The organism is Streptomyces harbinensis (assembly GCF_900116145.1).
Classification (GTDB): Bacteria; Actinomycetota; Actinomycetes; order Streptomycetales; family Streptomycetaceae; genus Streptomyces; species Streptomyces carpaticus.
Window position 1 is genome coordinate 164,090 of the sequence record NZ_FPAB01000009.1, and the last position, 26,006, is coordinate 190,095.

General features: G+C 72.5%; 27 protein-coding genes and 1 riboswitch. Of the genes, 9 read left to right on the forward strand and 18 right to left on the reverse strand.

Features of this window, described 5'->3' with window-relative positions:
* Positions 1–39 precede the first annotated feature (39 nt).
* Complete coding sequence (locus BM385_RS22495; RefSeq protein WP_019432692.1) at positions 40–2,316, reverse strand: MMPL family transporter; 2,277 nt, start codon at positions 2,314–2,316, stop codon at positions 40–42.
* A gap of 129 nt (positions 2,317–2,445) precedes the next feature.
* On the reverse strand, positions 2,446–3,072 hold the full coding sequence (locus tag BM385_RS22500) for a TetR/AcrR family transcriptional regulator (RefSeq protein ID WP_093844201.1): 627 nt from the start codon (positions 3,070–3,072) through the stop codon (positions 2,446–2,448).
* Between the two features lie 123 nt (positions 3,073–3,195).
* On the opposite strand from BM385_RS22500, the gene BM385_RS22505 reads away from it, so the two are divergent.
* The gene (locus BM385_RS22505) at positions 3,196–3,819 is read left to right on the forward strand and encodes a TetR/AcrR family transcriptional regulator (RefSeq protein ID WP_175543084.1); all 624 of its coding nucleotides are present in this window, start codon (positions 3,196–3,198) and stop codon (positions 3,817–3,819) included.
* Between the two features lies 1 nt (position 3,820).
* Here the strand turns inward: BM385_RS22505 and BM385_RS22510 are convergent, their stop codons facing one another.
* Complete coding sequence (locus BM385_RS22510; RefSeq protein ID WP_093844203.1) at positions 3,821–4,207, reverse strand: winged helix-turn-helix transcriptional regulator; 387 nt, start codon at positions 4,205–4,207, stop codon at positions 3,821–3,823.
* Between the two features lie 99 nt (positions 4,208–4,306).
* Between BM385_RS22510 and BM385_RS22515 the strand changes: the two genes are divergently transcribed.
* Together BM385_RS22515 and BM385_RS22520 are read left to right on the forward strand one after the other, a co-directional pair.
* Positions 4,307–5,161: an SDR family oxidoreductase gene (locus BM385_RS22515; RefSeq protein ID WP_093844204.1), complete on the forward strand. Its 855-nt coding sequence runs from the start codon at positions 4,307–4,309 to the stop codon at positions 5,159–5,161.
* Between the two features lie 289 nt (positions 5,162–5,450).
* Positions 5,451–5,861 carry an ATP-binding protein gene (locus tag BM385_RS22520; protein WP_019432697.1) on the forward strand — a complete coding sequence of 137 codons (411 nt, stop codon included), beginning with the start codon at positions 5,451–5,453 and terminating at the stop codon, positions 5,859–5,861.
* 15 nt (positions 5,862–5,876) lie between these two features.
* Here the strand turns inward: BM385_RS22520 and BM385_RS22525 are convergent, their stop codons facing one another.
* Both BM385_RS22525 and BM385_RS28310 read right to left on the reverse strand, forming a co-directional pair.
* Positions 5,877–6,521, reverse strand: a complete 645-nt coding sequence (locus tag BM385_RS22525; RefSeq protein WP_093844205.1) for a DUF1707 SHOCT-like domain-containing protein — start codon at positions 6,519–6,521, stop codon at positions 5,877–5,879.
* Between the two features lie 9 nt (positions 6,522–6,530).
* Positions 6,531–8,552 (reverse strand): ABC transporter substrate-binding protein, encoded by a 2,022-nt coding sequence (locus tag BM385_RS28310; protein ID WP_019432699.1) that lies wholly within the window; start codon positions 8,550–8,552, stop codon positions 6,531–6,533.
* A gap of 411 nt (positions 8,553–8,963) precedes the next feature.
* Here BM385_RS28310 and BM385_RS22535 point away from each other — a divergent pair, with 411 nt between their 5' ends.
* A complete protein-coding gene (locus BM385_RS22535; protein WP_093844206.1) occupies positions 8,964–10,022 on the forward strand; it encodes an aminotransferase class V-fold PLP-dependent enzyme in 1,059 nt (352 codons plus the stop codon).
* A 4-nt stretch (positions 10,023–10,026) separates the two neighbouring features.
* Here BM385_RS22535 and BM385_RS22540 read toward each other — a convergent pair whose 3' ends face one another.
* A complete protein-coding gene (locus BM385_RS22540) occupies positions 10,027–10,713 on the reverse strand; it encodes an endonuclease V (protein ID WP_093844207.1) in 687 nt (228 codons plus the stop codon).
* Positions 10,714–10,736: 23 nt separating this feature from the next.
* On the reverse strand, positions 10,737–12,179 hold the full coding sequence (locus tag BM385_RS22545) for a glycine hydroxymethyltransferase (protein ID WP_019432702.1): 1,443 nt from the start codon (positions 12,177–12,179) through the stop codon (positions 10,737–10,739).
* Between the two features lie 22 nt (positions 12,180–12,201).
* A riboswitch (ZMP/ZTP riboswitch) is annotated at positions 12,202–12,297 on the reverse strand.
* Between the two features lie 81 nt (positions 12,298–12,378).
* On the opposite strand from BM385_RS22545, the gene BM385_RS22550 reads away from it, so the two are divergent.
* Positions 12,379–12,612: a dodecin gene (locus tag BM385_RS22550; protein ID WP_019432703.1), complete on the forward strand. Its 234-nt coding sequence runs from the start codon at positions 12,379–12,381 to the stop codon at positions 12,610–12,612.
* 4 nt (positions 12,613–12,616) lie between these two features.
* On the opposite strand, the gene BM385_RS22555 is transcribed toward BM385_RS22550, so the two are convergent.
* The 8 genes from BM385_RS22555 to BM385_RS22590 form a co-directional block, all read right to left on the reverse strand.
* Entirely contained in the window at positions 12,617–13,399 is a 783-nt protein-coding gene (locus BM385_RS22555; protein ID WP_019432704.1) for an enoyl-CoA hydratase/isomerase family protein, read from the reverse strand.
* Between the two features lie 17 nt (positions 13,400–13,416).
* Entirely contained in the window at positions 13,417–14,682 is a 1,266-nt protein-coding gene (locus tag BM385_RS22560) for a cytochrome P450 (RefSeq protein WP_237751246.1), read from the reverse strand.
* A gap of 145 nt (positions 14,683–14,827) precedes the next feature.
* Positions 14,828–16,204, reverse strand: coding sequence for a cytochrome P450 (locus BM385_RS22565; RefSeq protein ID WP_026047230.1), 1,377 nt, complete (start codon positions 16,202–16,204; stop codon positions 14,828–14,830).
* Positions 16,205–16,212: 8 nt separating this feature from the next.
* Positions 16,213–16,803, reverse strand: a complete 591-nt coding sequence (locus BM385_RS22570; RefSeq protein WP_026047231.1) for a GTP-binding protein — start codon at positions 16,801–16,803, stop codon at positions 16,213–16,215.
* A complete protein-coding gene (locus tag BM385_RS22575) occupies positions 16,778–17,155 on the reverse strand; it encodes a DUF742 domain-containing protein (protein ID WP_026047232.1) in 378 nt (125 codons plus the stop codon). The genes BM385_RS22570 and BM385_RS22575 overlap by 26 nt, the downstream gene beginning before the upstream one ends.
* Positions 17,152–17,553 carry a roadblock/LC7 domain-containing protein gene (locus BM385_RS22580; protein WP_026047233.1) on the reverse strand — a complete coding sequence of 134 codons (402 nt, stop codon included), beginning with the start codon at positions 17,551–17,553 and terminating at the stop codon, positions 17,152–17,154. Before BM385_RS22580 ends, BM385_RS22575 begins: the two co-directional genes overlap by 4 nt.
* Complete coding sequence (locus BM385_RS22585; protein WP_026047234.1) at positions 17,550–18,662, reverse strand: ATP-binding protein; 1,113 nt, start codon at positions 18,660–18,662, stop codon at positions 17,550–17,552. The genes BM385_RS22580 and BM385_RS22585 overlap by 4 nt, the downstream gene beginning before the upstream one ends.
* 454 nt (positions 18,663–19,116) lie before the next feature.
* The gene (locus BM385_RS22590) at positions 19,117–20,034 is read right to left on the reverse strand and encodes a carbohydrate kinase family protein (RefSeq protein ID WP_019432711.1); all 918 of its coding nucleotides are present in this window, start codon (positions 20,032–20,034) and stop codon (positions 19,117–19,119) included.
* A 172-nt stretch (positions 20,035–20,206) separates the two neighbouring features.
* Here BM385_RS22590 and BM385_RS27330 point away from each other — a divergent pair, with 172 nt between their 5' ends.
* A complete protein-coding gene (locus BM385_RS27330) occupies positions 20,207–21,028 on the forward strand; it encodes a hypothetical protein (RefSeq protein ID WP_093844208.1) in 822 nt (273 codons plus the stop codon).
* Between the two features lie 27 nt (positions 21,029–21,055).
* Complete coding sequence (locus BM385_RS22600; RefSeq protein WP_175543085.1) at positions 21,056–22,006, forward strand: alpha/beta fold hydrolase; 951 nt, start codon at positions 21,056–21,058, stop codon at positions 22,004–22,006.
* 95 nt (positions 22,007–22,101) lie between these two features.
* On the opposite strand, the gene BM385_RS22605 is transcribed toward BM385_RS22600, so the two are convergent.
* From BM385_RS22605 to BM385_RS22615, 3 genes are all read right to left on the reverse strand, one after another.
* Entirely contained in the window at positions 22,102–22,809 is a 708-nt protein-coding gene (locus BM385_RS22605; RefSeq protein ID WP_026047236.1) for a lytic polysaccharide monooxygenase auxiliary activity family 9 protein, read from the reverse strand.
* Positions 22,810–22,899: 90 nt separating this feature from the next.
* On the reverse strand, positions 22,900–23,832 hold the full coding sequence (locus BM385_RS22610) for a Sco1979 family transcriptional regulator (RefSeq protein ID WP_019432715.1): 933 nt from the start codon (positions 23,830–23,832) through the stop codon (positions 22,900–22,902).
* A 108-nt stretch (positions 23,833–23,940) separates the two neighbouring features.
* Positions 23,941–24,186, reverse strand: a complete 246-nt coding sequence (locus BM385_RS22615; protein WP_019432716.1) for a DUF397 domain-containing protein — start codon at positions 24,184–24,186, stop codon at positions 23,941–23,943.
* 267 nt (positions 24,187–24,453) lie between these two features.
* Here BM385_RS22615 and BM385_RS22620 point away from each other — a divergent pair, with 267 nt between their 5' ends.
* Positions 24,454–25,203, forward strand: a complete 750-nt coding sequence (locus tag BM385_RS22620) for an ATP-binding protein (protein ID WP_019432717.1) — start codon at positions 24,454–24,456, stop codon at positions 25,201–25,203.
* A gap of 103 nt (positions 25,204–25,306) precedes the next feature.
* Positions 25,307–25,969 carry a S1 family peptidase gene (locus tag BM385_RS22625; protein ID WP_139275224.1) on the forward strand — a complete coding sequence of 221 codons (663 nt, stop codon included), beginning with the start codon at positions 25,307–25,309 and terminating at the stop codon, positions 25,967–25,969.
* Positions 25,970–26,006: the final 37 nt, after the last annotated feature.

The following is a 26,006-nucleotide window of genomic DNA, read 5'->3' on the forward strand; positions in this document are numbered from 1 at the left end:
CACTCGGGCCGCCTGCCACGCGCGCGCCGCTGAACCGTTTTACGGGACGGCGCTCTCCCGGGTGCGGGGCTCGGTGTCCGGGCCGGCCAGGCGCTGTTGCAGCTTCTCGCCCTCCACGTCCACATCCGGCAGGATCCGGTCCAGCCAGCCGGGCAGCCACCAGGCGGAGCGGCCCAGCAGGCCGAGGACGGCCGGTACGAGGGTCATCCGGACGACGAAGGCGTCGAAGAAGACGGCGATGGCCAGGCCGAGTCCGATCATCTTGATCATGGGTTCGTCGGAGCCGACGAACCCGGCGAAGACGCTGATCATGATGATGGCGGCGGCGGTGACCACCCGGGCCCCGTGCCGGAATCCGGTGACCACCGCCTGCTCGGGCGGCAGGCCGTGGACGTACGCCTCGCGCATCCGGGTGACCAGGAACACCTCGTAGTCCATGGCGAGTCCGAAGACGACACCGACCAGGAAGATGGGCATCAGGCTCATCACCGGGCCGGTCTCCTCCACGCCGAACAGCCCGCCGAGCCAGCCCCATTGGAAGACCGCGACCACGGCGCCGAGTGCGGCCAGCACGGAGAGCAGGAAGCCGAGGGCGGCCTTGAGCGGGACGAGGAGGGAGCGGAAGACGAGGATCAGCAGCAGGAAGGCGAGGCCGACGACGAGCGCCAGATACGGCAGGAGGGCGTCGTCGAGCTTCTGGGAGACGTCGATGCCCATGGCGGTCTGTCCGGTGACCAGCAGCGTGGCGCCGGTGTCGGTGTGCAGCGCGGCGGCGGAGTCCCGGATGGCGCCGACCAGGTCCTCGGTCTCGGTGCTCAGCGGCTTGGTGGCGGGGATGACGGTGAGGATGGCGGTGGAGCCGTCCTCGCTGGGCATCGGCTCGGTGACCACGGCGACGTCGTCGAGGCCGGCGATCCGGTCGCGGGCCCGTTCGGCCGCCGCGGTGGCGCCGTCCGCCGCGTCCCGGCCGTCGACGACCACCATCAGGGGTCCGTTGAAGCCGGCGCCGAAGGATTCGGCGAGCAGGTCGTAGGCGCGGCGCGGGGTGGTGTCGGTGGGCTTGCTGCCGTCGTCGGGCAGGCCGAGTTCCAGGTCGGCGGCGGGCAGTGCGAGGGCACCGAGTCCGACGGCGCCCACCAGCAGGACGGCCAGCGGGCGGCGCAGCACCCAGCGGGCCCAGCGGGTGCCCAGGTTGGGTCGCCCGGACGCCCCGGTGCTGCCGTCGGCGGTTCCGGCCGGGCTCGCGTCGCCGGTGGTGCGGGCGGCCGGCACGGCGGGGCCGGCGTCCCGGGCGCGGCGGGCCGCGCGGGGCAGGATGCGGTCGCCGGCGAAGCCGAGCAGCGCGGGGATCATGGTGAGGGCGATGAGGACCGCCACGGCCACCGAACCAGCGGCGGCCAGGCCCATCTTGGTCAGGATGGGGATGTTGACGACGGCGAGCCCGGCCAGGGCGATGATCACGGTGAGGCCGGCGAAGACGACGGCGGATCCGGCGGTGCCCAGCGCGCGTCCGGCGGCTTCCCGGTGCGGGTGTCCTTCGGCGAGTTCGGCGCGGTAGCGGGAGACGATGAACAGCGCGTAGTCGATGCCCACGGCGAGTCCCAGCATCATGGCCAGGATGGGGGTGGTGCTGTCCAGGTCGAGGGTGGCGGTGAGCGCGGTGATGGTGGCGACGGCGACACCGACGCCGATGAGCGCGGTGAGCAGCGGGAGTCCCGCGGCGACCAGCGAGCCGAGGGTGACGACCAGGGCGACGGCGGCCACGGCCACCCCGATGACCTCGGTGATGCCGGTCGCCGGGATCTCCAGCAGCGCGTCGCCGCCCATCTCCACGGTGAGTCCGGTGGCGCGCCCGGCGTCGACCGCGGCTTCGAGTGCGTCGCGGTCGGCTTCCTCCAGTTCCAGGCCCTTGACCAGGTAGGAGACCTGGGCGTAGGCGGTGGTCCCGTCCTGGCTGACGGCCTGGGTCTCGTAGGGGTCGGCGACCTGGGCGACCTTGTCGGATCCGGTGCGCAGGTCCTCGACCAGGTCCTGGACGGCGGCCCGGTGGGCGGGGTCGGTGATCAGTTCGCCCTCGGGGGCGCGGACCACGACGCGGGCGGTGGCGCCGTCCGCGCCGGAGCCGGGGTAGCGCTCATTGAGCAGGTCGAAGGCGCGCTGGGCCTCGGTCCCGGGGATGGTGAACTCGGCCGAGCCGGGCTCGGAGTTGGCGGCGGCGCCGGCGCCGGCGAGGCCGAGCAGCACCACCCACAGCAGGACCACCAGGCGCCGCCGCACAAAGGAGAGGCGTCCGAGTCTGTAGAGGAATGTCGCCATTGAGGGGGTCTCCTGATCAAGCGTGGGGCGTGATGAGGGTGTCGGGCGAGCGGCGCCGTCCCGGCCGTCGTGGGGGATGCCGGGCGGAGGGTGCGGGGACGGGCGGGACGGTTGGGTGGCGGGGTCGGGTCAGTCGTGCGCGGGGGCGGGCCGGCCGAGCAGGGCGGGCAGGACGACGGAGTCCAGGAAGTGCTCCAGGTACGGGCCGTCGGCGTAGTCGTCCTCGATCAGCGGGCGGGCGATCAGGGCGCCGAGGAGTGCGGGGATGACGTAGCCGAGTGCGGGATTGTCCGGGTGGACCTCCCCGCGCTCGACGCCGCGCCGCAGGGCGCGGTCCAGCACCGCGCCCTCCGGGCGGATCAGCAACTCCCGCATGGCCAGCCGCAGGTCCTCGTCCTGGCGGGCGGCGACGGTGATGCCCTGGAGGAGTTCGGTGTCCTCGCAGGCGGCCCGTCCGGTCCGGCGGGCCATCTCCCGCAGGTCACCGGCGAGGGTTCCGGTGTCGATGTCGTCGATGTCGAAGGGTTTGCCGTGCCGCAGGGCGGCGATGACGAGCTGGCCCTTGCTGCCCCACTGGCGATAGAGGGTGGCCTTGCTGGACCGGGTCCTGGCGGCGACGGCGTCCATGGTGAGGGCGTCGTAGCCGCGCTCGCGCAGCAGTTCGAGCACGGCCTCGTAGAGTTCGGCCTCGCGCTCGGGGGTGATCTTGGTGCGGGAGGTCCGCCGCAGGGCTGCGTCGGTGGGCTGATCCGCCATGACGGTCCCCGTCCATCGAAACGGCATCGTACGCAAGGAGCGTAGGACGGCGGCTCAGCGAAACGCAAGCGGATCGATACGTGTCCGTTTTCATGCACATTTCAAAGACGTACGATGCCGGGCATGGGACGCGACATCACCGGACCGGGCGTGCGCGAGAGCCGCAGACTGCGCACCCGGCACGAGTTGCTGCACTACGGACTCGCCCTCTTCGAGGACCAGGGGTACGGCGGGACGACGATCGGGGACATCGCCCGCCGGGCCGGGGTCTCGGAACGGACGTTCTTCCGCTACTTCGCCAGCAAGGAGGAACTGGTCCTGCAGCCGCTCCAGGAACTGACCGAACTCTTTCTCGCCGAGGCCGAACGCCGACCGGCGCACGAGCCCCCGCTCACCGCGCTGCACGAGGCGGGCCGCCGGGTCATGGAACGGGCCGCCGAGGGGCCGCTGGAGACGCTGCTGGCCAGCCTGCGGCTGATCTGCGCCGAGCCCGAGCTGCGGGCCGCCCAGCTGGTGCGGCACGCCGAGGGCCACCAGCGGCTGGCCACCGTCCTGGCCCGCCGGGAGCGCACCGGCCCCGGGGACCTGCGCCCCGGGCTGCTGGTCGGCGCGTACGCGATGGCCTCCATCCTGGCCACCCAGTCCTGGAACCGGCACAGCGACGGCTCCCTGGCGGCGCTCCTGCGCTGCACCGACGACCATCTGCGGCAGATGCCCGCCGCCCTGGCGGGCCACTGGGCCGGCTGAGTCAGCGCGCGGCGGCGGCGCGGGCCCGGTCGTACCGCTCCTGCCCCTCCTGCACCTCGGGCAGCCGCCGCTCCACCCAGCGGGCCAGCTGCCACACATGAGCGGCGGCCTCCCGGCCGAGATCGGTGAGCGAGTAGTCCACCCGGGGCGGGATCACGGCCTGTGCGGCGCGGTGCACGAAGCCGTCCCGCTCCAGGGTCTGGAGGGTCTGGGCCAGCATCTTCTCGCTGATGCCGGAGATCGTCCGGCGCAGTTCGCTGAACCGCAGGGACTCCTCGTCCAGCAGGAGGGCCAGCACCAGGACACCCCAGCGGCTGGTGACATGTTCCAGCACCGCGCGGGAGGGGCACTCGGCGGCATTGACGCTGTGCGGCTGACGTACGTCCATGCCAGTAGCTTACGTCAAGGTGGGTACTTTCCCTGGGTTAGTAACCGGCCTACCGTGGACGACGCACCGAACAAGAACCACCCCCGAGGGAGAACGCGCATGTGGGTAGTCACCGGAGCCACCGGTCAGCTGGGACGGCTGGTCATCGACAGCCTGCTGGAATCGGTACCGGCGGAACAGGTCGTGGCGGTGGTGCGGGACGAGGACAAGGCGGCCGGCCTCGCGGCGCGCGGGGTCCGGCTGCGGATCGCCGACTACGACGACCCCGCCACGCTGCGCGGCGCCTTCGCCGCCGGTGACCGGGTGCTGCTGATCTCCGGCAGCGAGGTCGGCCGGCGCCTGCCCCAGCACACCGCCGTCATCGACGCCGCGAAGGAGGCGGGCGTCGCCCTGCTGGCCTACACCGGCGTCCTGGGCGGCCCGGCCGCCGACTTCGCGCTGGCCGACGAGCACAAGGCCACCGAGGAGGCGGTGCTCGCCTCCGGGCTGCCGTACGTCTTCCTGCGCAACGGCTGGTACCACGAGAACTACACCGCCCAGCTGGGCCCGGTGATCGAGGTCGGCCGCGTGGTCGCCGCCGCGGGCGAGGGCCGGGTCGCCTCCGCCTCCCGCGCCGACTACGCCGCGGCGGCGGCGGCCGTGCTCACCGGGGAGGGCCACGAGGGCAAGGCGTACGAGCTGAGCGGCGACACCGCCTGGAGCTTCGCGGAGTACGCCGCGGAGATCAGCCGCCTTACGGGCAAGGAGGTCCGCTACACCCCGGTCGGCCCCGAGGAGCAGCGGGCGAACCTGCTGGCCGCCGGGCTGCCCGAGCAGTACGCCGGGATCCTGGTCGGCGTGGACGAGGCGATCGAACGCGGGCTGCTCGCCGCCACCCCCGGCGACCTGTCCCGGCTCATCGGCCGCCCCACCACGCCGATCGGGGACGCGATCGCGGCGGCGCTCAAGGGCTGAGGCCGCGGGGCGGTCGCGGGGTCACCGGGGTCCGGGGGGGGCGGTTGTCTCCTTCAGGTGACCCCGCGGGGCGGTCGATTCCCGGTCAACTGACCGGCGGGCGGTGGCGTGAACCCGATTCCGGGCTTTCGCCACTGCCTTCGCCACTCATGCGAGTGATATGAACTCCACATGTGCGGCTGAATTCCTTGCGTACGGCCGGGAGTCAGGGTCTGCCGGACCGGGGCAGGGTGCGAGAGGGTACGCAGCGCACGCGCTCATCGACACACCCTGAGCACATGGAGGGATCATGACGCTCGCCAGCCGGAGCACCGACGCCCAGCCCCTCTCCTACAGCTGGCTGCTGACCGCCAGACGGTCGGACCTCGCGCATTTCCGGCGGCTGGCGAAGCTGGCGATGCGCGAGTGGGACCAGGACGACGCGGTGACCGAGGTGGTGCTGCACGGCGTCACCGAACTGCTCGCCAACGTCGCCCGCCACGTCCCCGACCCGCGCTGCCGGCTGGAGCTGTTCCTGGAGGAGGACGCGGTCCGCGTCACCGTCACCGACAGCTCCGCCGCACTCCCCCGCATCACCCTCCCCGACTGGAGCGCGGAGGAGGGCCGGGGGCTGTGGCTGCTGCGCGAGATGGCCGACGGCATCGGCTTCGAACCGACCGCCGACGGCAAACGGGTGTGGGTGCGGGTCGGCACCCGCTGACCGGCCGGCGCGCCGTCAGTCGCCCTCGCCGGGTTCGGGACGCTTCTTCTTGCTCTTGACGCGCTTGCGCTCCACACCGACACCGCCCCAGAACGCCAGGCCGGTGATCACCACGCGCGGGGCGCCGGGGGCGGCCTCGCGGTCGGCGGTCGGATCGAAGCCGCCCATGATGCCGATGCCCCGCACCTCGACCCCGACGTCCGGCGGCACGGTGACGGAGACCCCGCCCATGATGGCGATGGCCCGGATGGTGACCTCGCGGTCCTCGAAGGCGGCCTCGCGCAGGTCGATGTTGCCGCCGCCCATGAAGGCCAGCGCCCGGAAGCGGCGCGGCATCGTCCAGCCGCCGCGGCGCGCGAACCCGCCGAGCACGGCGATCGCCCCCCGGGAGGTGGCGGGCCGGCCGATCCGGTCCGCCCAGCTCCGCCCGGCGCGGGCCGGTGCCCGGGCGCCGGGCGCCGACGGGGGCTCGGCGCGCTCGGGCAGATCACCGATGAGGGGCACCAGTTCACCGCGGGTACGGGCCGCGTACACGGCGCCGAGCCGTTCCTCGAACTCCTCCATGGTGAGCCGGCCCTCGGCCAGCCCCGTCCGCAGGATCTCGGCGTACTGCTCCCGCTCGGCGTCGGAGGCTTTCACCTCGGGCAACTCGTCCTTCATGGGCGCAGCTTACTCACCGGCGCCGCCCGGCTCCCCGGGCGCGGGCCCCAGGAACCGGAACCGGCCCGACTGCACCTGGTAGCGGTAGGCGGCCGGGCCCGGGCCCGCGTAGTCACCGGCCCCGTCGAAGGCCAGCGGGCGGGTGAGCCCGTGATACGTCAGGGCGCGCAGCCGGCTCAGCACGCCGGACCGGCTCAGGCTCTCCCCCTCCTCCACGGTGCGCTGCATGGCGGTGACGACCATGCGGGCGGCGTCGTACCCCTCGGGCGCGTACGGTTCGGGGTCCTGGCGGAAGCGGCGGCGGTGGACGGGGGCGAAGCCGCCGGTACGGGGGTCGGCGAGGGCGTCGGTGCAGCCGGCGACGAACTGCCAGCCCTCGGCGGCCTCCCGGGCGTCGGCCAGGAAGACCGGGTCCAGCGCCGCCTCGGTGGCGTACGCGGTGCCGGCCCAGCCGGCGTCCCGCAGGGCGCGGGCGAGCCGGGCGGCGCCGTCGGCGGGACCGCCGTACACCACGGCGTCCACGCCGTGGCCCAGCAGTTCCGCGGCGGCCGGCGCGAAGTCCTCGGTGCCGGCGGGCAGCACCTTGGGCACCAGGGCGGTACGGGTGCGGTCCACGGCGGAGCCGACGGCGCGGGTGATGAGCCAGCTGTGCCGGTCGGCGCCGCGGTCGTCCACCAGGCCGATCCGGGACGGGGGCGGGTCGGCCTGCGCGAGGCAGCGCGGGATGGTGAGACCGGTGGCCCGGGTGGCGGGGCGGCCGTGCAGGACGGTGGGGTAGTCGGCCCGGTCGGCGAAGTCGCCGGCGGACAGCGTCAGGACCGGCACGCCCGCCTCCTGGTACACCCGGGCGGCGGTGTCGGCCACCGCGTCGCCGGTGGGCCCGATGACCACGAGTACGGCGGGGTCGGCGGCGAGTTCGGCCGCGGCACGGGCGGCGCTCGGCGGGTCGCCGACGTCGTCGCGGACGGCCAGCGCCAGCCGGAAGGGGAGGTTGCCGTGTTCGTTCAGTTCTTCCAGGGCCAGCGTGATGCCGTTGTGCTGGCCGCGGCCCTGGCGGGCCTGGGGGCCGGACAGGTCGGCGTGCAGGCCGATGGTCCAGCGGGCACCGGCCGGGCCCGCGGCGGCGGGGGTGCCGTCCGCGCGCCGCAGCAGCCAGGACCCGAACGCGGCGGCCCCGGCCAGCAGCAGCCCGCCGCCGGCCAGCGCGAGTAACCCGCGCCGGGCGGGCGGCGGGTCCGGCACGGCCCGGGGGGTGTCGTTCCGCGGAGCGTCGCGCGGGCCGGGGCGGCGGCCGGGCGGGGCCGGATCGGGGTGCTCCCGGGGGCGGTGCGCGGCGCGCTCGGCGAGTGCGGCGGCCAGCGGGGGCGGCAGCCAGCCGGTGGCCGGGGTGCCGCCGAGTTCGCCGGCCAGGTCCCCGGCCGTGGGGCGCATACGGGGGTCGGGGTCCAGGCACGCCTGGAGGACCTCCAGGAGGGTGCGCGGCACATCGGCGAGGTCGGCCGGGTCGTGGGGTGAGCGGCCGGTCGCCGCGTAGCCGAGGGTGCGGCCCAGCGTGAGGATGTCGGCCGCCCGGTCGCCGCCGGGGGCGGCGCGCGCCGTGTCGGCGAGCCGGGGGCCGCCGGCCGCCAGCAGGACGTTGCCGGGGTGCGGGGCGCCGTGGGCGAGGCCCGCCGCGTGCAGGGCGTCCAGGCCACCGGCCAGCAGACCGCCGAGGGTGCGGACGGTCTGCCTCGGCAGCGGCCCGTACCCGGTCACGGCCTCGCTCAGGGCCGGTCCCGGCTCGTAGGGGTACGCCTCCCAGGTGCCGTCGAGGTCGGTGCCGCCGCCGAGGAACGGGATCAGGCACGGGTGGTGCGGCGGCCGGACGGGGGCGGCTGGGCGCCGGCCGGGGCGGTGGAGGATCTTGAGGGCCAGCGGCGTGCCGCCGACCGAGCGGGCCAGGTAGACCCGTCCGGTGCTGCCCTCCCCCAGCCGGCCGAGCAGGCGGTGGCCGCCGATGCGCGGCGGGTCGGACGGTCGAAGCGGCTCCATCGGCCGCGGCCCCCTTCCTGTGTGCGCCCTCAGCGCTGCGCGCTCTCCACCCCGGCCGGCCTCCGTTCGACCTCGGAGGGGACCCCTCCCCCGCTGCCCCGGACGGCGACGGTCGCCGCGCCGCGCCGGGTGCGGGCCCACCGGTACGGGTACGGGCCGCCGTGCCGGCCGCCGGCGCACCGGCCGCGTTCGTGGACCGGGGTGTCCGCGCGAGGGTGGCCCGGGGCCGCGTCCGGTGCGCGTCCCGGCTCCGGGTCGGCGACGCGTGCGCCGGCGCGCCGTCGCGGTGCCGTCCAGCGATGACGCAACCCTCGCCCTCCCCCACTCGGCCGACCGGGGCGGCATCACCTTAGCGTTTCGGGACGTGAACCGGGAGTGGCCCCGGGGCGCCGCGGAGCGCAGACTGGGGCCATGGAGAGCACGCTGCGCACGGAGTATTCGCTGGCGACGGTCTATCTGAACACGGCGAGCCACGGGGTGTTGCCGGCCCGCACGGCGCGGGCGCTGCGGGAAGCGGTCGACGCGATGGCGACCGGCCGCACCGATCAGGTGGCGGGGTTCGCGAAGGTGGAGGAGGCGCGGCGCGCGTACGGGCGGATCGCGGGCATCGACCCGGGGCGGGTGGCGGTGGGGTCGAGTGTGGCGGCGCACGCCGGCACGGTGGCCAGGTCGCTGCGGCCCGGGGCGGAGGTGGTGTGCGCGCGGGACGAGTTCTCCTCGCTGGTGAATCCGTTCCACGCCCGGGGGGATCTGACGGTGCGTGAGGTACCGCTGGAGAAGCTGGCCGAGGCGGTGGGGGCGGGGACGGCGCTGGTGGCGGTGAGCGCGGTGCAGTCGCTGGACGGCCGGATGGCGGATCTGCGGGCGGTGCGGGAGGCGGCGCGCGATCACGGGGCGCGGGTGCTGGTGGACAGCACGCAGGCGCTGGGCTGGCTGCCGCTGTCGGCGGCCGGCTTCGACTACACGGTGTGCGACACGTACAAGTGGCTGCTGGGCCCGCGCGGGGTGTCCTTTCTGACGCTGCCCGCGGACGGGGGTGACCTGGTGCCGGCCGGTCCCGGCTGGCTGTCGGCGCGCGATCCGTGGGCGACGTGTTACGGGGCGGTGCGGGACCCGGCGCCGGACGCGCGGCGCTTCGACGACAGTTTCGCGCTGCTGCCGGGGATCGGCACGGCGGCCTCGCTGGCGCTGGTGGAGGAGGTGGGGACGGAGGCGATCGCGGCGCACGACGAGGCGCTGGCGCGGCGGTTCCGGGCGGGGGTGGCGCGGCTGGGGTACGAGCCGGTGGCCGGCCGGTCGCCGATCGTGTCGGTGCCGGGGCTCGGGGCGGCGACGGCGGACGCGCTGGCGGAGCGGGGCGTACGGGTGTCGGCGCGCGGCGGGCGGCTGCGGGCGTCCTTCCATCTGTACAACACGGAGGCGGACGTGGACCGGCTGCTGGAGGCGCTGCCGGTCGCCGGGCGCGGCTGAGCGGTCAGGGCCGGGTGGCGGCCGACAGGGCGGTGCGGCACAGCCGGTCGGCCTCCCGGGTGGTCTCGGGCAGGCGGTAGCGGCGGGCGAGGTTGAGGACGTGGGCGCAGGCGGTGGGCAGGGTGACGCGGTGGCCGGTGGAGACGAACAGCGGTTTGACGCCGGGCTGGGTGCGCAGCGCGCGGCCGACTTCCTCGGTGCCGTCGAGCAGGGGTGACCAGGCGCCCCGCTCGGCGGCGGGCAGCTGGTGGTGGAAGGTGAAGGGGTTCTTGGCGACGCCGATGGACGGCAGGCCGGTGAGCACGCCGAGGTGCGCGGCCAGGCCGAAGCGGCGCGGGTGGGCGATGCCGTAGCCGTCGCAGACGACCAGGTCGGGCGCGGTGGCCAGCCGGCCGAGGGCGTCCAGCACGGCGGGCAGTTCGCGGTAGGCGAGCAGCCCGGGGCGGTACGGGAAGGGGACGGGGCCGGTGGCGGTGGCCCGCTCGCGCACCTCCAGGGTGACGGCGTCCAGGGTGACGGCGGCGGCGCCCACGATGCCGCGTACGTCGTCGTAGGCCACATCCACCCCCGCCACCGTGGCGGGGGTGCCGGGTGCCGGGCCGGTGTCGTCCGGGACGATGTGCTCGCGCAGCGTCAGCTGCCGGGCGACGGCCTCGGCCTCGGTGGCGGGGGTGGTGTGGGGCAGCGGCATCGGTGCTCCGGGGGCCGGTGGGCTCAGCCCAGGTCGACGGAGGGGTAGAGCGGGTGCTTGGCGAGCAGGTCGGCGGAGCGGGCCCGTACCTGCTCGGCGACGCCGTCGGCGAGGGTGTAGGCGGCCTTGGAGGGCTTGCCGTTCTTGGCGGTGCCGGGGGTGGTGGCGGACAGGACGGTGTGGATGAGGTCGGCGACCTCGTCCATGCCGTCGGTGTCCACGCCGCGGGTGGTGAGCGCGGGGGTACCGACCCGGATGCCGGAGGTGTACCAGGCGCCGTTGGGGTCGCGCGGGATGGCGTTGCGGTTGGTGACGATGCCGGCGTCCAGCAGGGCGGCCTCGGCCTGGCGGCCGGTCAGGCCGTAGCCGGAGACGTCGATGAGCGCGAGGTGGTTGTCGGTGCCGCCGGTGACCAGGGTGCCGCCGCGCCGCGAGAGGCCCTCGGCCAGGGCGTGCGCGTTCTCCACGACCTGGCGGGCGTAGTCGCGGAAGGCGGGCTGCCGGGCCTCGGCGAGGGCGACGGCCTTGGCGGCCATGACGTGCGGCAGCGGGCCGCCGAGCACCATGGGGCAGCCGCGGTCGACCTGGTCGGCGAGGGAGTCGTCGCACAGCACCATGCCGCCGCGCGGGCCGCGCAGGGACTTGTGGGTGGTGGTGGTGACGATCTGGGCGTGCGGCACCGGGTCGAAGTCACCGGTGAGCACCTTGCCCGCGACCAGGCCGGCGAAGTGCGCCATGTCGACCATGAGGGTGGCGCCGACCTCGTCGGCGATCTCGCGCATGGTGGCGAAGTTGACCAGCCGGGGGTAGGCCGAGTAGCCGGCGATGAGGATGAGCGGGCGGAACTCGCGGGCGGCGGCGCGGACGGCGGCGTAGTCCAGCAGGCCGGTGGCCGGGTCGGTGCCGTAGCTGCGCTGCTCGAACATCTTGCCGGAGATGTTGGGGCGGAAGCCGTGGGTGAGGTGGCCGCCGGCGTCCAGGGACATGCCGAGCATGCGCTGGTTGCCGAGGTCGCGGCGGAGGGCGGCCCAGTCGTCCTCGCTGAGGTCGTTGACCTGCCGGGCGCCGGCGCGCTCCAGGGCGGGGGACTCGACGCGGGCGGCGAGGACGGCCCAGAAGGCCACGAGGTTGGCGTCGATGCCGGAGTGCGGCTGGACGTAGGCGTGGCGGGCGCCGAAGAGTTCGCGGGCGTGTTCGGCGGCGACGGACTCCACGGTGTCGACGTTCTTGCAGCCGGCGTAGAAGCGGCGGCCGATGGTGCCCTCGGCGTACTTGTCGCTGAACCAGTTGCCCATGGCGAGCAGGGTGGCCGGGGAGGCGTAGTTCTCCGACGCGATGAGCTTGAGGGAGGAGCGCTGGTCCTCGACCTCGGCGCCGATGGCCTCGGCGATGCGGGGCTCGACGCCGCGCACCACCTCGATGGCGCTGCGGAAGGCGGTGGATTCCGTGCTGGGCTGGGTGGTCATACGGGGCCTCCTGGACGGATGTCGCGGTGGCCCAGGCGCACGGCTCTCCTGCTCGCGTGACGGCGAGGGCCGCTCCCCGATGGTTGTCCATCCCGACGCGCCAGTCACGGCCCGCGAGGAGCCTAGCACTCGCGGATCGGGCTCCGCTGGGGCACGGTGGGAAGGAGTGATGCGTCCGCCGTGCCCCAGGGAGGCAGTGATGTCCGAGCACGTGTACCGGGTGACGGAGATCGTGGGGTCCTCGTCCGAGGGCCTGGACGCGGCGATCCGCAACGGGATCGGCCGGGCGTCCAGGACCCTGCGCCATCTGGACTGGTTCGAGGTGACCGAGGTGCGCGGTCACATCGTCGACGGCGCGATCGAGCACTACCAGGTCGGGCTCAAGGTGGGCTTCCGGCTGGACGGGGACGACGACGGGGCCGGGGCCGGCTGAGCGCTCACAGGTGGCCCGGGGCACCGCCTTCGGTCTGTGCCCGGTGGGCGGCGAGCGCGCCGGCCAGCAGCTCGCCGTCGAGCAGGTTGCCGTCGGTGAGGCGGGCCACGGAGGAGTAGGCGCTGAGGATGGCCTTGGTGGTGCGCAGGGCGGTGCCGGGGCGGCGCAGCAGCGGCCGGACCCAGGCGTCGATGACGCCGTCGAGTTCGGCTTCGGGGACGACCTTGTGCAGGACCGACAGTTCGCGGGCGGTGGCGGCGTCGAAGCCCTCGCCGGTGAGGATGAGTTCGCGGGTGCGGGCCGCGCCGGATTCCTGGAGCATGCGGGGCAGGGCGCCGCCCCAGGCGACGGGGAGTCCGACGGCCAGTTCCGGGAGCCGGAAGCGGGAGGTGTCGGCGCCGGCGCGCAGGTCGCAGAAGACGGCGAGGGCGAGGCCGGCGCCGATCGCGCGGCCGTGGACGCGGGCGATGGTGACCGCGCTGGTGGAGGCGAGGGAGTCGCACACCCGGCGGGTCTTGCTGCTGAGCGCGCGCATGCCGGCGCCGGTGGGGTCCTGGGCCATGAGGCGGTCGAATTCGCTGCGGTCGGCGCCGACGCAGAAGTCCTCGCCGGTGGCGGCGAGGGTGAGGACCCGGATCTCGGGGTGGTCGTGGGTGAACTCCAGGACCGACAGGAGTTCGTCGAGCACTTCCTCGGTCACGAGGTTGCCGTTGTGGGGGGTGTTGAGATGGACGCTCACCACCGCGCCCTCGCGCTTGACCAGCAGGCTGGTGAAATCACTGGACATCCGTAAGCTCCTGTTCATCAGCCGGTGGTCACGGGCAGGGCGGTGTAGTGCCGGAAGGCCACCCGCGGCTCCCACTGGGGCTGGGCGCTGACCCGCAGCGTCGGGAAGCGGCGGATGACGGCGGACAGCAGCAGCTGTGCCTCCATCCGGGCCATGCCGGCGCCGATGCAGTAGTGGATCCCGCCGCCGAAGGCGAGGTGCGAGAGGTGTCCGCCCTCGCGGCGGATGTCGAAGGTGTCGGGGTCGGTGTTGCGGTCCGGGTCGCGGTTGGCGGAGGCGATCAGGGTGTGGACGATTTCGTCGCGGGCGATGGGGACGCCGGCGACGACCGTGTCGCGGGCGGCGGCGCGGGTGGTCACATGGACCGGCGGGTCGAACCGCAGGACCTCCTCGACGGCCCGTGGCACCTCGTGGGGGTTTTCCAGCAGCCAGGCGCGCTGGTCGGGGTGCTGGTCGAGGGTCCACACCAGGTTGGACAGCAGGGTGGAGGTGGTTTCCAGGGCGGCGCCGACGATGAACATCACGAGCAGATAGACGTGGTGATCGGCGCTCTCGCGGTCCGGTTCCAGTTCGTCCCAGGTGCGGATCCAGCCGGATATGACGTCATCTCCGGGGTTTTCCCGGCGATCCTTCACCAGGTTGGTAAAGTACTCCCGCATTCCCAGCATTCCGACATTTGCGGTGGCAAGCTGACTGGGGGTCGGCAGCAGTTCCTGCGCGTAGATATGAGCATGGCTCAGGGAACGTACGAGGGCGTAATCGGCGCGGGGAATGCCGAGCCAGTGGCCCATCGCGGCGATGGTGAGTTCCTCGCTGACGAGAACGGAGAAATCGGCCTCGCCCTCCTCGCGTATGCGTTCTTCGAGGTTGTCGAGAAGTTCTTCGACAGTGGCCGCTATCGGCGTCCGCAGCTTTTCGAGGGTACGCCGGTCAAAAATGTTGCCGACGGAGCGGCGGGCCCGGGTGTGCTCGGGGGGATTCAATCCCTGGAGGACCGTGCTCAACTCCGTGGCGGAGGGCGCCCCCCAGCGCCCGTCCGCCCGACGGGTCCGCCATTGGTCGTCGAGAGCCCGCCAGGACTTGTGATCGCGGAGGACTTTGTCACACAGTTCATAAGAGGTGAACAACTGCGCCCCCCACGGCGCAGGAACGACCTCTCCCATCTCCCGGATCTCCTTGATGATGGGATAGGGATCGGCCTGTCCACGCGCATTGCGCAGCCGTGAAATGAGTGAGACGACAGAACGTGGATTGATTACCGCGTTGCGCTCGGAATGTGCCACGAACACTCCTATGAGGTGCACTAATGGGCCACTTCATTCATGTCGGCCGCGCTCGATCGAGGCGGCCGACATGACCGGTGACACCATTACCCCCACCCATAGTCATCTACTCATATGTCACATGAATAGTCACATGTTGCTTGCATCACACCCGCCACCAGGACAGGAAGGAACTCCACAGACCGCCCTTGGCAGCCGGCTGCCCCGGCTGTTTGCCCTGGGCTGCCGCCGCGTGCTCCGCGCCCGCGCTCTGCCGCTGCCGGCGCACCGGGGTGAAGCGGGTGGGCAGGGTGCTCAGCGCCCGGTGGACGGCGCCCTGACGGAACTGCAGACTCTCCACGGGCACCGCGAGTTCGATGTCCGGCAGCTGGTTGAGCAGCCGCTCGATGGCGCCGACGGCGATCAGCGAGGCGGAGTCCTTGGCCGGGCAGGCGTGCGGCCCCGCTCCCCAGGCGAGGTGGGCGCGCCGGCTGACCACCTGGGACCCGGAGACGGCCGGGTCGGTGTTGGCACCCGCGAAGCTGATCACGACCGGGTCGTTCGCGCGCAGCGGCACCCCGCCCAGGTCGACGTCGCGCACCGGGAAGTGGGTGGCGTAGTTGGCGATCGGCGGATCGTTCCACAGCACCTCGGTGAGCGCGTCCTCGACGAGCAGCCCGCCACCGCCGATGCCGCCGAAGTACCGCTCGTCCGACAGCATCAGCATCAGGCCGGCGGCGATGAGGTTCCGCTCGGCCTCGATCCCGGCCCCGAGGGTGACGGCCAGCTGGTGGGCTATCTCCTCGTCGTTGAGCTGCGAGGGGTGCTCGATCATCCAGCTGGTGACGTCGTCGCCCGGGTTCTTGCGCTTCTCCACAGAGAGCGCGTACAGCGTGCGGGAGAGCACCTCGTTCGCCTCCACCGCGTCACCGGTGCCGTCGAACATCGTGGTGAAGCCGTGGATGAGGCTGTCGCCGATCTCCGGCGGGCAGCCGAAGAACTCGTTGAACACCAGGAAGGTGAGTTCCTTGGCGTACTCGTTGAGCAGGTCCACGCTGCCCCGGTGGCTGAACTGGTTCACCAGGTAGGAGGAGACCTTCTCCACCGTCCGGTTGACCCGGTAGGCGTCCAGCCTGGCGAGGCTGTCGGCCACCGGCGGGCGCAGCCTGACGTGCTGGGCGCCGTCCGCGAACAGGGTGTTGGGCCGGTAGCCCATCAGCGCCATGATCGGGTGATCGGGGCTGATGGTCCCCTCGGTCAGGGCGCGCCAGCGGCGCGAGTCCCGGACGAAGGTGTCGGGGTTCTGGAGCACGTGCAGGGCCGCCGAGTAGTCGGTGACGAGCGTGGCGTCCACGCCGGGCGCCAGCTCGACCGGGCCGGCGGGCCCGAAGTCGCGCAGATAGTCATAAAAGGCATGCGGGTTGGCCGCGAACTCGGCCCCGTACAGGGGTACACGTTCCACCCCCTGCTGCTCGCCACCGCCGTCGCCCTGATGAGCGGGGCAACCGGGCGGCGGGCCGTCAAATCTCGGCTGGGGTTCCATCGATACTCCTAGCTGGAACGATTCTGTAGATAGCGCACCAGGGCCACCAGCGCGTTGGCCGACGACTTCTCGTCGCGCGCGTCGCAGGTGACGATGGGCGTGTCCGGCAACAGGTCGAGCGCTTCGCGCAGTTCGTCGTCGGACCGGTTGGGCTGGCCGTCGAACCGGTTGACCGCGATCGCGAAGGGGATGCCGTACTTCTCGACCAGGTCCATCACGGCGAAGGACTCCTCCAGCCGCTCGGGGTCCACCAGCACCAGCGCGCCCAGCGCGCCACGGCTCATGTCCTCCCAGACCTGGACGAAGCGCTGCTGCCCCGGGGTGCCGAACAGATAGAGCACCAGGCGCTCGCTGAGGGTGAGCCGGCCGAAGTCCATCGCCACCGTGGTGGTGGTCTTCCCGCGCACCCCCTTGAGGTCGTCGATCTCCGCGCCCGCCTGCGTCATCGTCTCCTCGGTGCGCAGCGGGGGGATTTCGGAGAGTGTGCCGATGAATGTCGTCTTGCCCACGGCGAAATGACCGACCACCAGGATCTTCGCGGCAATCTGCACACTCTCCTGGAGGTGGACGCCATTACCCGAAACGTGCTTGGAGTCCATTGAGCACCTCCTGCAGAACCTGGACATCGGTCAGATGGGCGCGCGGAATCGGGGCCCGCATCATGATGCGTCCCTCCTCCGCGAGATCGGAGAGCAGCACCTTGATGATGCCGACCGGCAGATCCAGATGGCCGGCGATTTCGGCCACCGAGAGATAACCGCCCTCGCACAGCTCCATCACGCTGCGTTTCTCCGGATCGAGCGGACCGTTACCGGTGCCGCCCTCGGTGGCCGTCACCAGGGTGATCAGTTCGAACCGATCGCTCTGGGGCAGCCCCCGTCCATTGGTGATGACATACGGACGTACTAAATCAGCGGACTCGGCCGGCAGGTCGTCTGGGACATCGCTCATGTGGGGATACCCGAATCCTCCCGGGGCGGCGTCGACAGCGCCTTGCCCAACTGGTTCACCAGCTGCTGCATGCGGAACGTGATGTCCTGCATGTCGACCTGGGGCGACGCGGACACGGCGAGGTAGGCGCCCTCACCCGCCGAGATGAGGAAGACCCAGCCCCCGTCGAACTCCACGACGGTCTGCCGCCACCGCATGGCACCGTCCCCGCCGAAGCCGGCCACGGTGCGGCTGAGCGACTGCATCCCGCTCATCGCCGCCGCGATGGTGTCGGCGTCGTCCTTGGGTACGTCCCGGGAGCGGGCCATGAGCAGACCGTCGGCCGAGACCAGCAGCGCGTGCCGGGCCTCGGGTACCTCCAGGGCGCTCTCCAGCATCCATGAGAGATCGTGATTCACTGCTGCTCGGGTCCTTCCGTGGTGGGACCGGTGGTACGGCCGGACTGGGTGCCCCGCTGGAAGGCACCCATGATCGATGCGGTCTCTTCACTGGAGCGGTTCGGTGCGACGGGCGTGCGTGACTCCGGCTGCACGATGGACATCCCGCGCCGCCGGCGCTTGGGCAGGCCGCCCGCGGTCGTCCCCGTGACCGGGGGCGCCGCCTGACCGGGCCCGGCGTTCTCGACGGTCGGCGTGGGCTCCGGCTCCGGCATGGTGGTAAGCAGCTCCTGGGGGAGAAGGACTACCGCACGCACACCGCCGTAGGGGGAGGAGGAGTCGACGGAGACGTTGAACCCGTACCGTGCGGCGAGCACGCCGATGACCGCGAAGCCGAACTGCGGCGGGTTGCCCAGTTCGTTGACCCCGGGCGGGGTGTCCCCGGACAGCAGCCGGGCGGCCCGGCTCTTCTCCTCCTCGTTCATGCCGACGCCCGCGTCGTCGATCATCACGATGACGCCCTTGGGCACCGTACGGATGTTGATCTCGATCGTGGTCTCGGGGGACGAGTAACTGGTGGCGTTGTCCAGCAGTTCGGCCAGGGCGAGGGCCACCGGCTCCACCGCGCGGCTGACCACCGCGAAGTTGGTCTGCGACCGCACCTCGACCCGCGTGTAGTGCCGGATGCGCCCCTTGGCGCTGCGCACCACGTCGTAGACGGAGGCCACCGCACGGGAGCGGCCCAGCCAGCCGTCGCACAGCACCGCGATGGACTGCGCACGCCGGCCGAACTGCGAGTTCATGTGGTCGATCTCCAGGAGGTCCTGGAGAATGTGCAGATCCCCGTACTTCTCCTGCACCTTGGAGATGGACAGCTGCTGCTCGTTGGCCAGACCCTGGAGGGTCCGCATGGCCGCCTTCAGCGCCGTCTTGGTGCCTTCCTCGGCACGGCTCTCCGCCTCGGCCACGGCCGCGGCGAACGAACCCTCCAACTCGGCATGGCGCGTGGCCAGCTGCTCGTTCTCTTCGCGTAGCTTTGCTCTCGCTTTTCGTCCGCGATAAATCACGGTCGCGGCGAGAGGAGTTCCGGCGACCAAACCCCAGACCGCTGGATCCTGTAGTGACGTCATGAGATTCTCTTTAAGCTAGACCGCATCTATTCGCTTCCTGGCACAGTTCTTTCACAAGAGAAGAACTGGCTTCACATGTAATCCTCAATCGACCGTGGCGCGGACAGCTTCGTCGATGCGGTGCGAGTCGGCATGCCCGCGGCAGCCTTGAGAGATTACCGGCACTCAGCCTGGCGCACACCACATAACGGCTGGTCAGGAGGCCGGTCGGACCCGGCCCCTGACGGCAGGGGTCGCCCTGCAGACGGCATAACGCTCCTCGGGGATGGCCCGCTCGGCTGATTTGCCTGATTGCCGTTCGCCATACGCGCCCACAGCTCGTTTGGCAAGCGCGGTGATCGTATCATCAGCAACACGGGCGATGCTTCTCACCAGGCCATCCCCGGAGTTTCCCTGACGTTCTTTCAGCGAACGCGCCCGCGCAGCCAATTGGACAACGTTGCTACGCCCCGGGCTATCGGCCGGAAACGCCGGCGGCAGCGGCCAGTTCCGCCGTCGTCGGCGGATTCGCCCCGGTTCTGGTGCAGTTGATCGCGGCGGCCAGCGCACAGCGCGTCAGCACCTCGGTCAGCAGGGCGGGTTCACGCGGTACCGCACCGTGACGCGCGATGGCGTCCAGCAGCGCCGCCTGGAAGGTGTCCCCCGCCCCGATGGTGTCCACCACCGTGATCGCGGGAGCAGGCGCCCGCACCTCGGCGTCCGCCGTCAGCGCCAGCCCGCCGTCCGGGCCCAGCGTCACCACCACCAGCTCCGGCCCGAGCGCCAGCAGTTCGCGGGCGGCGTCCCGCGGTGTGCGCCCCGGGTAGAGCCAGCCGAGATCCTCGTCGCTGGCCTTGATCACATCGGCCACCCCGGCCAGCCGTTCGCAGGCCGCCCGGTACGCGTCCCGGTCGGGCTGCACCGCCGGACGCACATTGAGGTCGGCGACCACCCTCGTCCCGGCCCGGCGCCGCTCCTGGCAGAGCGTCAGCACCCGCGAAGCACCGGGCTCGACCACCACGGCCAGCGAACCGGTGTGCAGCACGGCGGTGTCCGTGGGCACCTCGATGGCGCGCGGGTCCCAGTCGGCGAGGAAGTCGTACCGGGCACCGCCGTCCGCGTCCAGATAGGCGAGCGCCACCATGGTGCGCTCGGAGTCGGCCGGCGCGCGCCGCACCTCCACCCCTATGCCGTCCAGGTGCTCACGCACCAGCGCACCCGGTACGTCGTCGCCCCAGGCGGTGATCAGCGTGACGGGACGGTCCAGCCGGTGCAGGCCGACCGCCACATTGGCCGGACTGCCACCGGGCACCGCCCGCAACTCCCGTTCACCGGCCCGCCACAGCAGATCGACCAGTACCTCACCGACAACGGTCACCCGGCCCGCGTTCATGCGCTCGCTCCTCTCGCACCGGCCAGCCGGTACGCCTCACCCGTCACATCCTCATCATCCGTTCCAGGGGCCCGGGACAGCAAGGCCGCCCCGGCCCGGGGGACGCACCAGGGGGCTGTGATCCCGGACACGGCACGTTTCGGCCCGGGGCCCGGCTGGGAGGATCGCGGTTATGACGGCCGGCTTCACCGTGGACATCACGGGCACCCAGGGTATGCGGACCGGAGAATGGGCACCGGGCGAGGAGTTCGCCATCCTCCCCGACCGGCGATCCGGCCGGCCCGCCGCCCACACCGGGCCCGGCGGCGATCCGCCCGCCGGCTGGGTCCGGCTCTACCCGCCCGACGACCCCGCCGTCGCGGACCCCGCCCCCGGCGGTGGTGGCACCGCGTCCCTGGTGAAGACCGCCGCCCCTCCCCCGGCCGGCTCGGCGCCCATCACCGTGGCGGAGGTGGAGGCCCGCTCCCGCAGCGGCTCGGGCACCCCGCACCCGGTACTCGTCCTGCACGACCGCGCCGGGCAGCGGGCCGCCACCGTACGGCCCGAGGAGGCCGGGGTCGCCGAGCCCGCCCACTTCGCGGTCACCGACGCCGGCGGACTGCCGCTGTGCCGCATCACCCGCACCCGCTCCCGTCCCGGCCGCCGCGCCCACTGGCGCATCGACTTCCCCGACGGCCGGCCCCCGCTGATCGGCCACCGGGGCACCTGGCCGGGCTGGCTCGGCTTCGTCCTGCTCACCCCGCTGTGGGTGACCTTCTTCCTGGGCTCCGTCCTGGTCACCCTGCTGACGCTGGGCCATGTCGGGGAGATGCTGGTGTGGGGCTGCCCCAAGAACGTGGTGTGGCGGCAGCCGCGCTCCCTGCCGGGACGCGGCCGGGCGATGACGTTCAGCTATCTGCGCACCGGTTACCGCTACGACGACACGCTGCTGGACGAACGCATCGCCCACAGCATGGCGACCCTGCACTATTTCACCAAGATGCATCAGGACTGACCGGTCCGGCACATCGAGGGAGATCGTGTGGAGACGCCAGGGCAGGCGGCGAGAGCGCCGCGGACCGAGGAGATCACCGCCGCCGACGGCACCACGGTGGTCACCCACAGCTGGCTGCCGCCCGGCGGTCCGGACGCCGTGCGCGGCTGGGTCCAGCTGGTGCACGGGGCGGCCGAGCACGCCCTGCGCTACGACCGCTTCGCCCGCGCGCTCACCGGGCGCGGCCTCGCGGTCACCGCCTCCGACCACCGCGGCCACGGCGCCACCGCCGCGCACACCGGCGGCCTGGGGGTGGTGGGCGACTCCGGCTGGCGCGCGGTCGTGGAGGACCTGCGGCTGACCGGCGAGCGGGCGCGCCGGGAGGTGCCCGGGGTACCGCTGGTGATGCTCGGTCACAGCATGGGCTCCCAGCTGGCCCGCGACTACGCGCAGGAGTACGGGGCTGGGCTGGCCGGGCTGCTGCTGACCGGAACCTTCCGGGCGCTGCCCGGGTGCGAGCCGCAGGGCGCGCTGCGCGACCTGCGCGCCGAGGTCGAGCGCGGCGGGCGGGCCGCGGCCTCACCGTTCGTCCCCGAGCTGTTCGGGGCGTTCAACGATCCCTATCCCTTCCGCACCGGCTTCGAGTGGCTGAGCCGGGACGGCGCCGAGGTGGACGCCTACGTCGCCGACCGGCGCTGCGGCTTCCCCTTCAGCGCCGGGCTCGCGCTGGACTGGGTGGAGGGCAACCGCAAGATCAACGATCCGGCGCACCAGGCCAGGATCCCGCGCGACCTGCCGGTGCACATCGCGGTCGGCGACCGCGACCCGTGCCACGCCGGGATGTCGCTGGTGTACGGGCTGCTGGAGGACTTCCGCTACGCGGGCACCCGGGAGCTGAGCTGGCGGGCCTACCCCGGGGCACGGCACGAGATCCTGAACGAGACCAACCGGGACGAGGTCACCCGCGAGCTGATCACCGTCCTGGAACGCTGGATCTGAGCGCCCGGCGCGGACGGCGGCCAGGAGAACGCGCCGGCCTTGCCACCCCCTCCGTGGGGGGCGAGGAGATGGCAAGTCCGTGCGTCATGCACCTGTCAGCCGAAGATCACATCGCTGCACAGGTAGTACGTCTGGTCCATGTGCCCGGCCCGCCAGATGGTGTACACCATGTGCCGGCCGGTACGCCCGGGAGCGGAGGCGTCGATGGACACCGTGACGCCGCCGAGCTGCGGTTCGGTGGACGGGGTGCCCTCGCCCGGGGCGTACGCGCCGGTGGTGCGCACCAGCTCCAGGTCGCTCCACTTCAGGGCCTGGGTCGCCGGGTCGAAGCCCTGCTTGGTGACGTAGATCTGGTAGTACGTGGCACCGTGCAGCGCCGCGTCGTGCACCTGGACGGTGAAGTCCGAGCTGCTGGCGATGTTGGTCGCCTCCCAGGCGCCCACCGTGTCCATGGACCGGTACCGGCCGCCCTCGGCGAGCCCGCCGCTGCACAGCTGGCCGTCCGGGATCGCCGCCTGGTGGTTGTTGTTCACGCCGTCGCGGTACAGACCGTTCCAGTTCCACATGGCGTTGGGGTTGTCCTGCCAGGCCTGCCAGCACATCGGGTCCTGGTTGGCCATGTCGGGGTTCTGGAAGTCGTTGCCCCAGCGCTTCCAGCAGCTGTAGTTGCGGGACATCGGATCGATGGTGGAGCCGTGCGCGGCGGCGGTGTCCGCCCACGGGATCAGACACAGCAGCGCGGCTGTGGCCACCGCCAGGGCCCGTAACAGGCCCGAACGGCGTTGAGGTGCTGAGGAATGCATGCCGACCCTCCATTGATGCGGCTCATGAATGGGAGCGCTCCCAGAGTAGAGCCGGGCCGACGGCCCGAACAGATACCGGACCTGATCGACTCAGGCCCGGCCGCCGCCGGGCACCGGCGGGTCGGGGAAGGAGAGCCGGGAGAGGAACTCCGGGGTGCGGCTGTCCGGTTCGGCGCTCGCGCACAGCGTGTCCATCACCGCCATGTAGTCCTCGACGTCGTCGCGCTTGTCGAGGTACAGGGCGCTGTTGAGCTGTTCGAGATAGACGATGTCCGGCAGGTCCGGCTCCAGGAAGCGCAGGATCGTCACCGGCGCCCCGGCCGTGGCCAGTCCGCCGAGGTGGAAGGGCGCGATCTGGATGGTGACATTGGGCAGTTCGGCCAGCTCGCGCAGATGGTCGATCTGGGCCCGCATCGCCGCCGCGCCGCCGAGCGGGCGGTGCAGCGCGGCCTCGTCCACCACGGCCCACAGCTTCGGGGCACGCTCGCGCCGGAGCAGTTGCTGGCGCTCCAGGCGCAGTTCCACGCGGCGGTTGATCTGCCGGGGCGTCTCGCGGGGATGGCCGAGCGCGATACAGGCCCGCGCGTAGTCGGCGGTCTGGAGCAGCCCGGGGATGAACTGCACCTCATAGGTGCGGATCACCGAGGCGGCCTCCTCCAGGCCGATCAGGGTCTCGAACCAGTTGGGCAGGACGTCGCTGTACTTCTGCCACCAGCCCGGGTTGCCGGCCTGCCGGGTCAGCTCCAGCAGCTCGGTGCGGCGCGGGGCGTCCACCACGCCGTACAGGGTCAGCAGATCGGCGACATCGCGCTCCTTGGCGGCCACCCGGCCCAGTTCCAGCCGGCTGATCTTGGCGTGCGAGGCCCGGATCGCCCGGCCCGCCTCCTCCGGACGGATGCCGCGCTCCTCGCGCAGCCGGCGCAGCTGGGTGCCGAGCACGATGCGCAACGCGGTGGGGCCGCCTCGTGCGTGGGAGAGCAGGTCCGTCACGGAGGAGACGCGGCCGGGTTCGGCTGAGGCCATCTGGGTTCCCCTGAGTGGTTGAATGTGCGCCCAGTGTCGCACTGTACGAGCGACTCGTACAGCAACGCCCGTGCCACTCAGGGGTGTTTCGGCTCCGGGGTACGGGTGCTACCCGGTGATATCGGCCAGATCGTCGAAGTCGCCGTCCTTGGCGCCGTTGATGAAGGCGCTCATCTCCGCCCGGGTGTAGATGAGCGCGGGACCCTTCGGATCACGGGAGTTGCGTACCGCCACTCCCCCGTCCGGCAGCTGGGCCACCTCGACACAGTTTCCGCTCGGGTTGCTGCGGGCGCTCTTGCGCCAGACCGCCCCTTCGAGCCGCCCGGCGGGAATCCCGTTGGCGAACTGCGGCATAACTCCTCCTCGTCACCGTTCCGGTCCGCCGCCCGGTCGTGGGCGGCGCTTCGGATCCAGACCGATTACTTCCCCCACCGGCGCGTGTTCTTGCATCTGTTCTTGCATTCGTTCTTTCAGATGTACTTGCAGCGATACGCTCGGTTCAGTGAGGATAGACACAGCGGAGTCGTCGCTCAGAGTCAACGTATGGGAACACAGTGCAGCGGAGGACCTATGCCAGCTCACTCGCCGTGGTGGACACCGGGGGACGCACGGGGGGACCGGGTGAGCGGGGCGCGGGGCGCGGCGGCGCTCAGCCCGGCGGTGGAGCCGGGCCTGCCGGGCTTGCCGGCCCTCGGTGGGCTGCCCGCGCTGCCCTCGCCCAAGGGCGGTGGCCCGGTGCGCGGTTCGGACGGGGCGGAGCCCGATGCGGCGGGTTTCGCCACCTTTCCGCTGGCCGACTCCCCCGCGGCTCCGGGCAGTGCGCGGGAGCTGACCCGCAGCACGCTGACGGGATGGGGGCTGGCGCGGCTGGCCGACGACGCGAGCGTGATCGTCTCCGAGCTGGTGACCAACGCGCTGCGGTACGGTGCGCCGCCGGCCGGTGCGCCGGCCAGTCCGCTGCCGCCGGCCAGCGCAGACCAACCGTTTCTGCTGAGCCTGGTGCACTGCGGCGGCTCGGTCCTGTGCGCGGTCTTCGACCCGGGCAGCGCGGTGCCAGTGGTGCGGGAGCCGGACTTCTTCCAGGAGTCGGGGCGGGGCCTGCACGTCCTGGAGTCGCTGGCGCAGACCTGGGGCTGGACGGCGCCGAACGCCCATGGCAAGGCGGTGTGGGCGCTGCTGCCGCCGCTGGATCCGGCCGGGGCGGCGGGGCCGGCCGGACCAGGGCCGGGCGCCGCGGCGCCGCACGGTGCTCCGGCCGCCGGGCCGGAGGAGGCCCAATGGACGCCGCTGACCCGGCTGTTGCTGCTGCTGGAGCTGCTGAGCGGGCCGTCCTGGCTGAAGGCGCTCAGTACCCGGGGCACGGAGAACTGAGCGCGGCACCCGGAGGCGGTTGCGGGGGCTGAGGGCGGACCGGCCCGGGCAGAATGACGAGGCCATGTCATTCCCTGCTCTCCCGACGCCCCAGGAGCCCGCCATGCGATGGTCCCGGTACGGATCCATGCTGTTCGCCCTGCTGACCACCGCGCTGCTGCTCGGCGCGACACCGGCCGCCGCGACCGCCACCACGGTGCGCGGCGGCGACCGGGTGTACAGCGCGGCCGGCGCGTGCGTCGTCGCCTTCAACACCCAGGACGGCTCCGCCCAGCGGTACGGCCTGCTGCCCGGCGGCTGCGGTGGCCCCGGTACCGCGTGGTACGCGGACCCCGGGTTCACGGTTCCGGTGGGCACCACCACGGCCTCCTCGTTCCCGGGTGGCGGCTGGTCCCTCCTGCGGTACGCGCCGGCCGTGACGGCGCCCGGCGAGATCTCGGTGAGCGGCCTTCCGCAGCCGATCTCCTCGGCCGCGACCCCGACCGTGGGCAGCCGGGCGTGCGTCGCGGGCCCCACGACGGGCCTGCGGTGCGGCACCGTCACCGCCGTCAACCAGACGATCAACGTCGGCGGCGCGGTGTACACCGGGCTCTTCCGCACGGATGTCTGCGTGGACCCGGGCACCGGTCCCGGCACCCCGGCCTTCTCCGGAAGCACCGGGCTCGGCATGCTGATCGGCGGCTCCGGCAGCTGTGCCACCGGCGGGATCTCGTACTATCTGCCGCTGGTCCAGGCGCTCGGTGCCTTCGGCCTCACCCTGGCCTGAGCCCGGCGGCCGGTCTCTCCCGGCCGGACCGTGCGGC

Coding starts and splice junctions, on each gene's coding strand:
- BM385_RS22520 (WP_019432697.1), top strand. CDS start 5,451: ATGACGCTCGCCAGCCGGAGCACCGACGCCCAGCCCCTCTCCTACAGC.
- BM385_RS22550 (WP_019432703.1), top strand. CDS start 12,379: ATGTCCGAGCACGTGTACCGGGTGACGGAGATCGTGGGGTCCTCGTCC.
- BM385_RS22555 (WP_019432704.1), bottom strand. CDS start 13,399: ATGTCCAGTGATTTCACCAGCCTGCTGGTCAAGCGCGAGGGCGCGGTG.
- BM385_RS22510 (WP_093844203.1), bottom strand. CDS start 4,207: ATGGACGTACGTCAGCCGCACAGCGTCAATGCCGCCGAGTGCCCCTCC.
- BM385_RS22515 (WP_093844204.1), top strand. CDS start 4,307: ATGTGGGTAGTCACCGGAGCCACCGGTCAGCTGGGACGGCTGGTCATC.
- BM385_RS22525 (WP_093844205.1), bottom strand. CDS start 6,521: ATGAAGGACGAGTTGCCCGAGGTGAAAGCCTCCGACGCCGAGCGGGAG.
- BM385_RS22540 (WP_093844207.1), bottom strand. CDS start 10,713: ATGCCGCTGCCCCACACCACCCCCGCCACCGAGGCCGAGGCCGTCGCC.
- BM385_RS22575 (WP_026047232.1), bottom strand. CDS start 17,155: ATGAGCGATGTCCCAGACGACCTGCCGGCCGAGTCCGCTGATTTAGTA.
- BM385_RS22625 (WP_139275224.1), top strand. CDS start 25,307: ATGCGATGGTCCCGGTACGGATCCATGCTGTTCGCCCTGCTGACCACC.
- BM385_RS28310 (WP_019432699.1), bottom strand. CDS start 8,552: ATGGAGCCGCTTCGACCGTCCGACCCGCCGCGCATCGGCGGCCACCGC.
- BM385_RS22610 (WP_019432715.1), bottom strand. CDS start 23,832: ATGGCCTCAGCCGAACCCGGCCGCGTCTCCTCCGTGACGGACCTGCTC.
- BM385_RS22565 (WP_026047230.1), bottom strand. CDS start 16,204: ATGGAACCCCAGCCGAGATTTGACGGCCCGCCGCCCGGTTGCCCCGCT.
- BM385_RS22585 (WP_026047234.1), bottom strand. CDS start 18,662: ATGACGTCACTACAGGATCCAGCGGTCTGGGGTTTGGTCGCCGGAACT.
- BM385_RS27330 (WP_093844208.1), top strand. CDS start 20,207: ATGACGGCCGGCTTCACCGTGGACATCACGGGCACCCAGGGTATGCGG.
- BM385_RS22590 (WP_019432711.1), bottom strand. CDS start 20,034: ATGAACGCGGGCCGGGTGACCGTTGTCGGTGAGGTACTGGTCGATCTG.
- BM385_RS22545 (WP_019432702.1), bottom strand. CDS start 12,179: ATGACCACCCAGCCCAGCACGGAATCCACCGCCTTCCGCAGCGCCATC.
- BM385_RS22500 (WP_093844201.1), bottom strand. CDS start 3,072: ATGGCGGATCAGCCCACCGACGCAGCCCTGCGGCGGACCTCCCGCACC.
- BM385_RS22505 (WP_175543084.1), top strand. CDS start 3,196: ATGGGACGCGACATCACCGGACCGGGCGTGCGCGAGAGCCGCAGACTG.
- BM385_RS22535 (WP_093844206.1), top strand. CDS start 8,964: ATGGAGAGCACGCTGCGCACGGAGTATTCGCTGGCGACGGTCTATCTG.
- BM385_RS22615 (WP_019432716.1), bottom strand. CDS start 24,186: ATGCCGCAGTTCGCCAACGGGATTCCCGCCGGGCGGCTCGAAGGGGCG.
- BM385_RS22605 (WP_026047236.1), bottom strand. CDS start 22,809: ATGCATTCCTCAGCACCTCAACGCCGTTCGGGCCTGTTACGGGCCCTG.
- BM385_RS22570 (WP_026047231.1), bottom strand. CDS start 16,803: ATGGACTCCAAGCACGTTTCGGGTAATGGCGTCCACCTCCAGGAGAGT.
- BM385_RS22495 (WP_019432692.1), bottom strand. CDS start 2,316: ATGGCGACATTCCTCTACAGACTCGGACGCCTCTCCTTTGTGCGGCGG.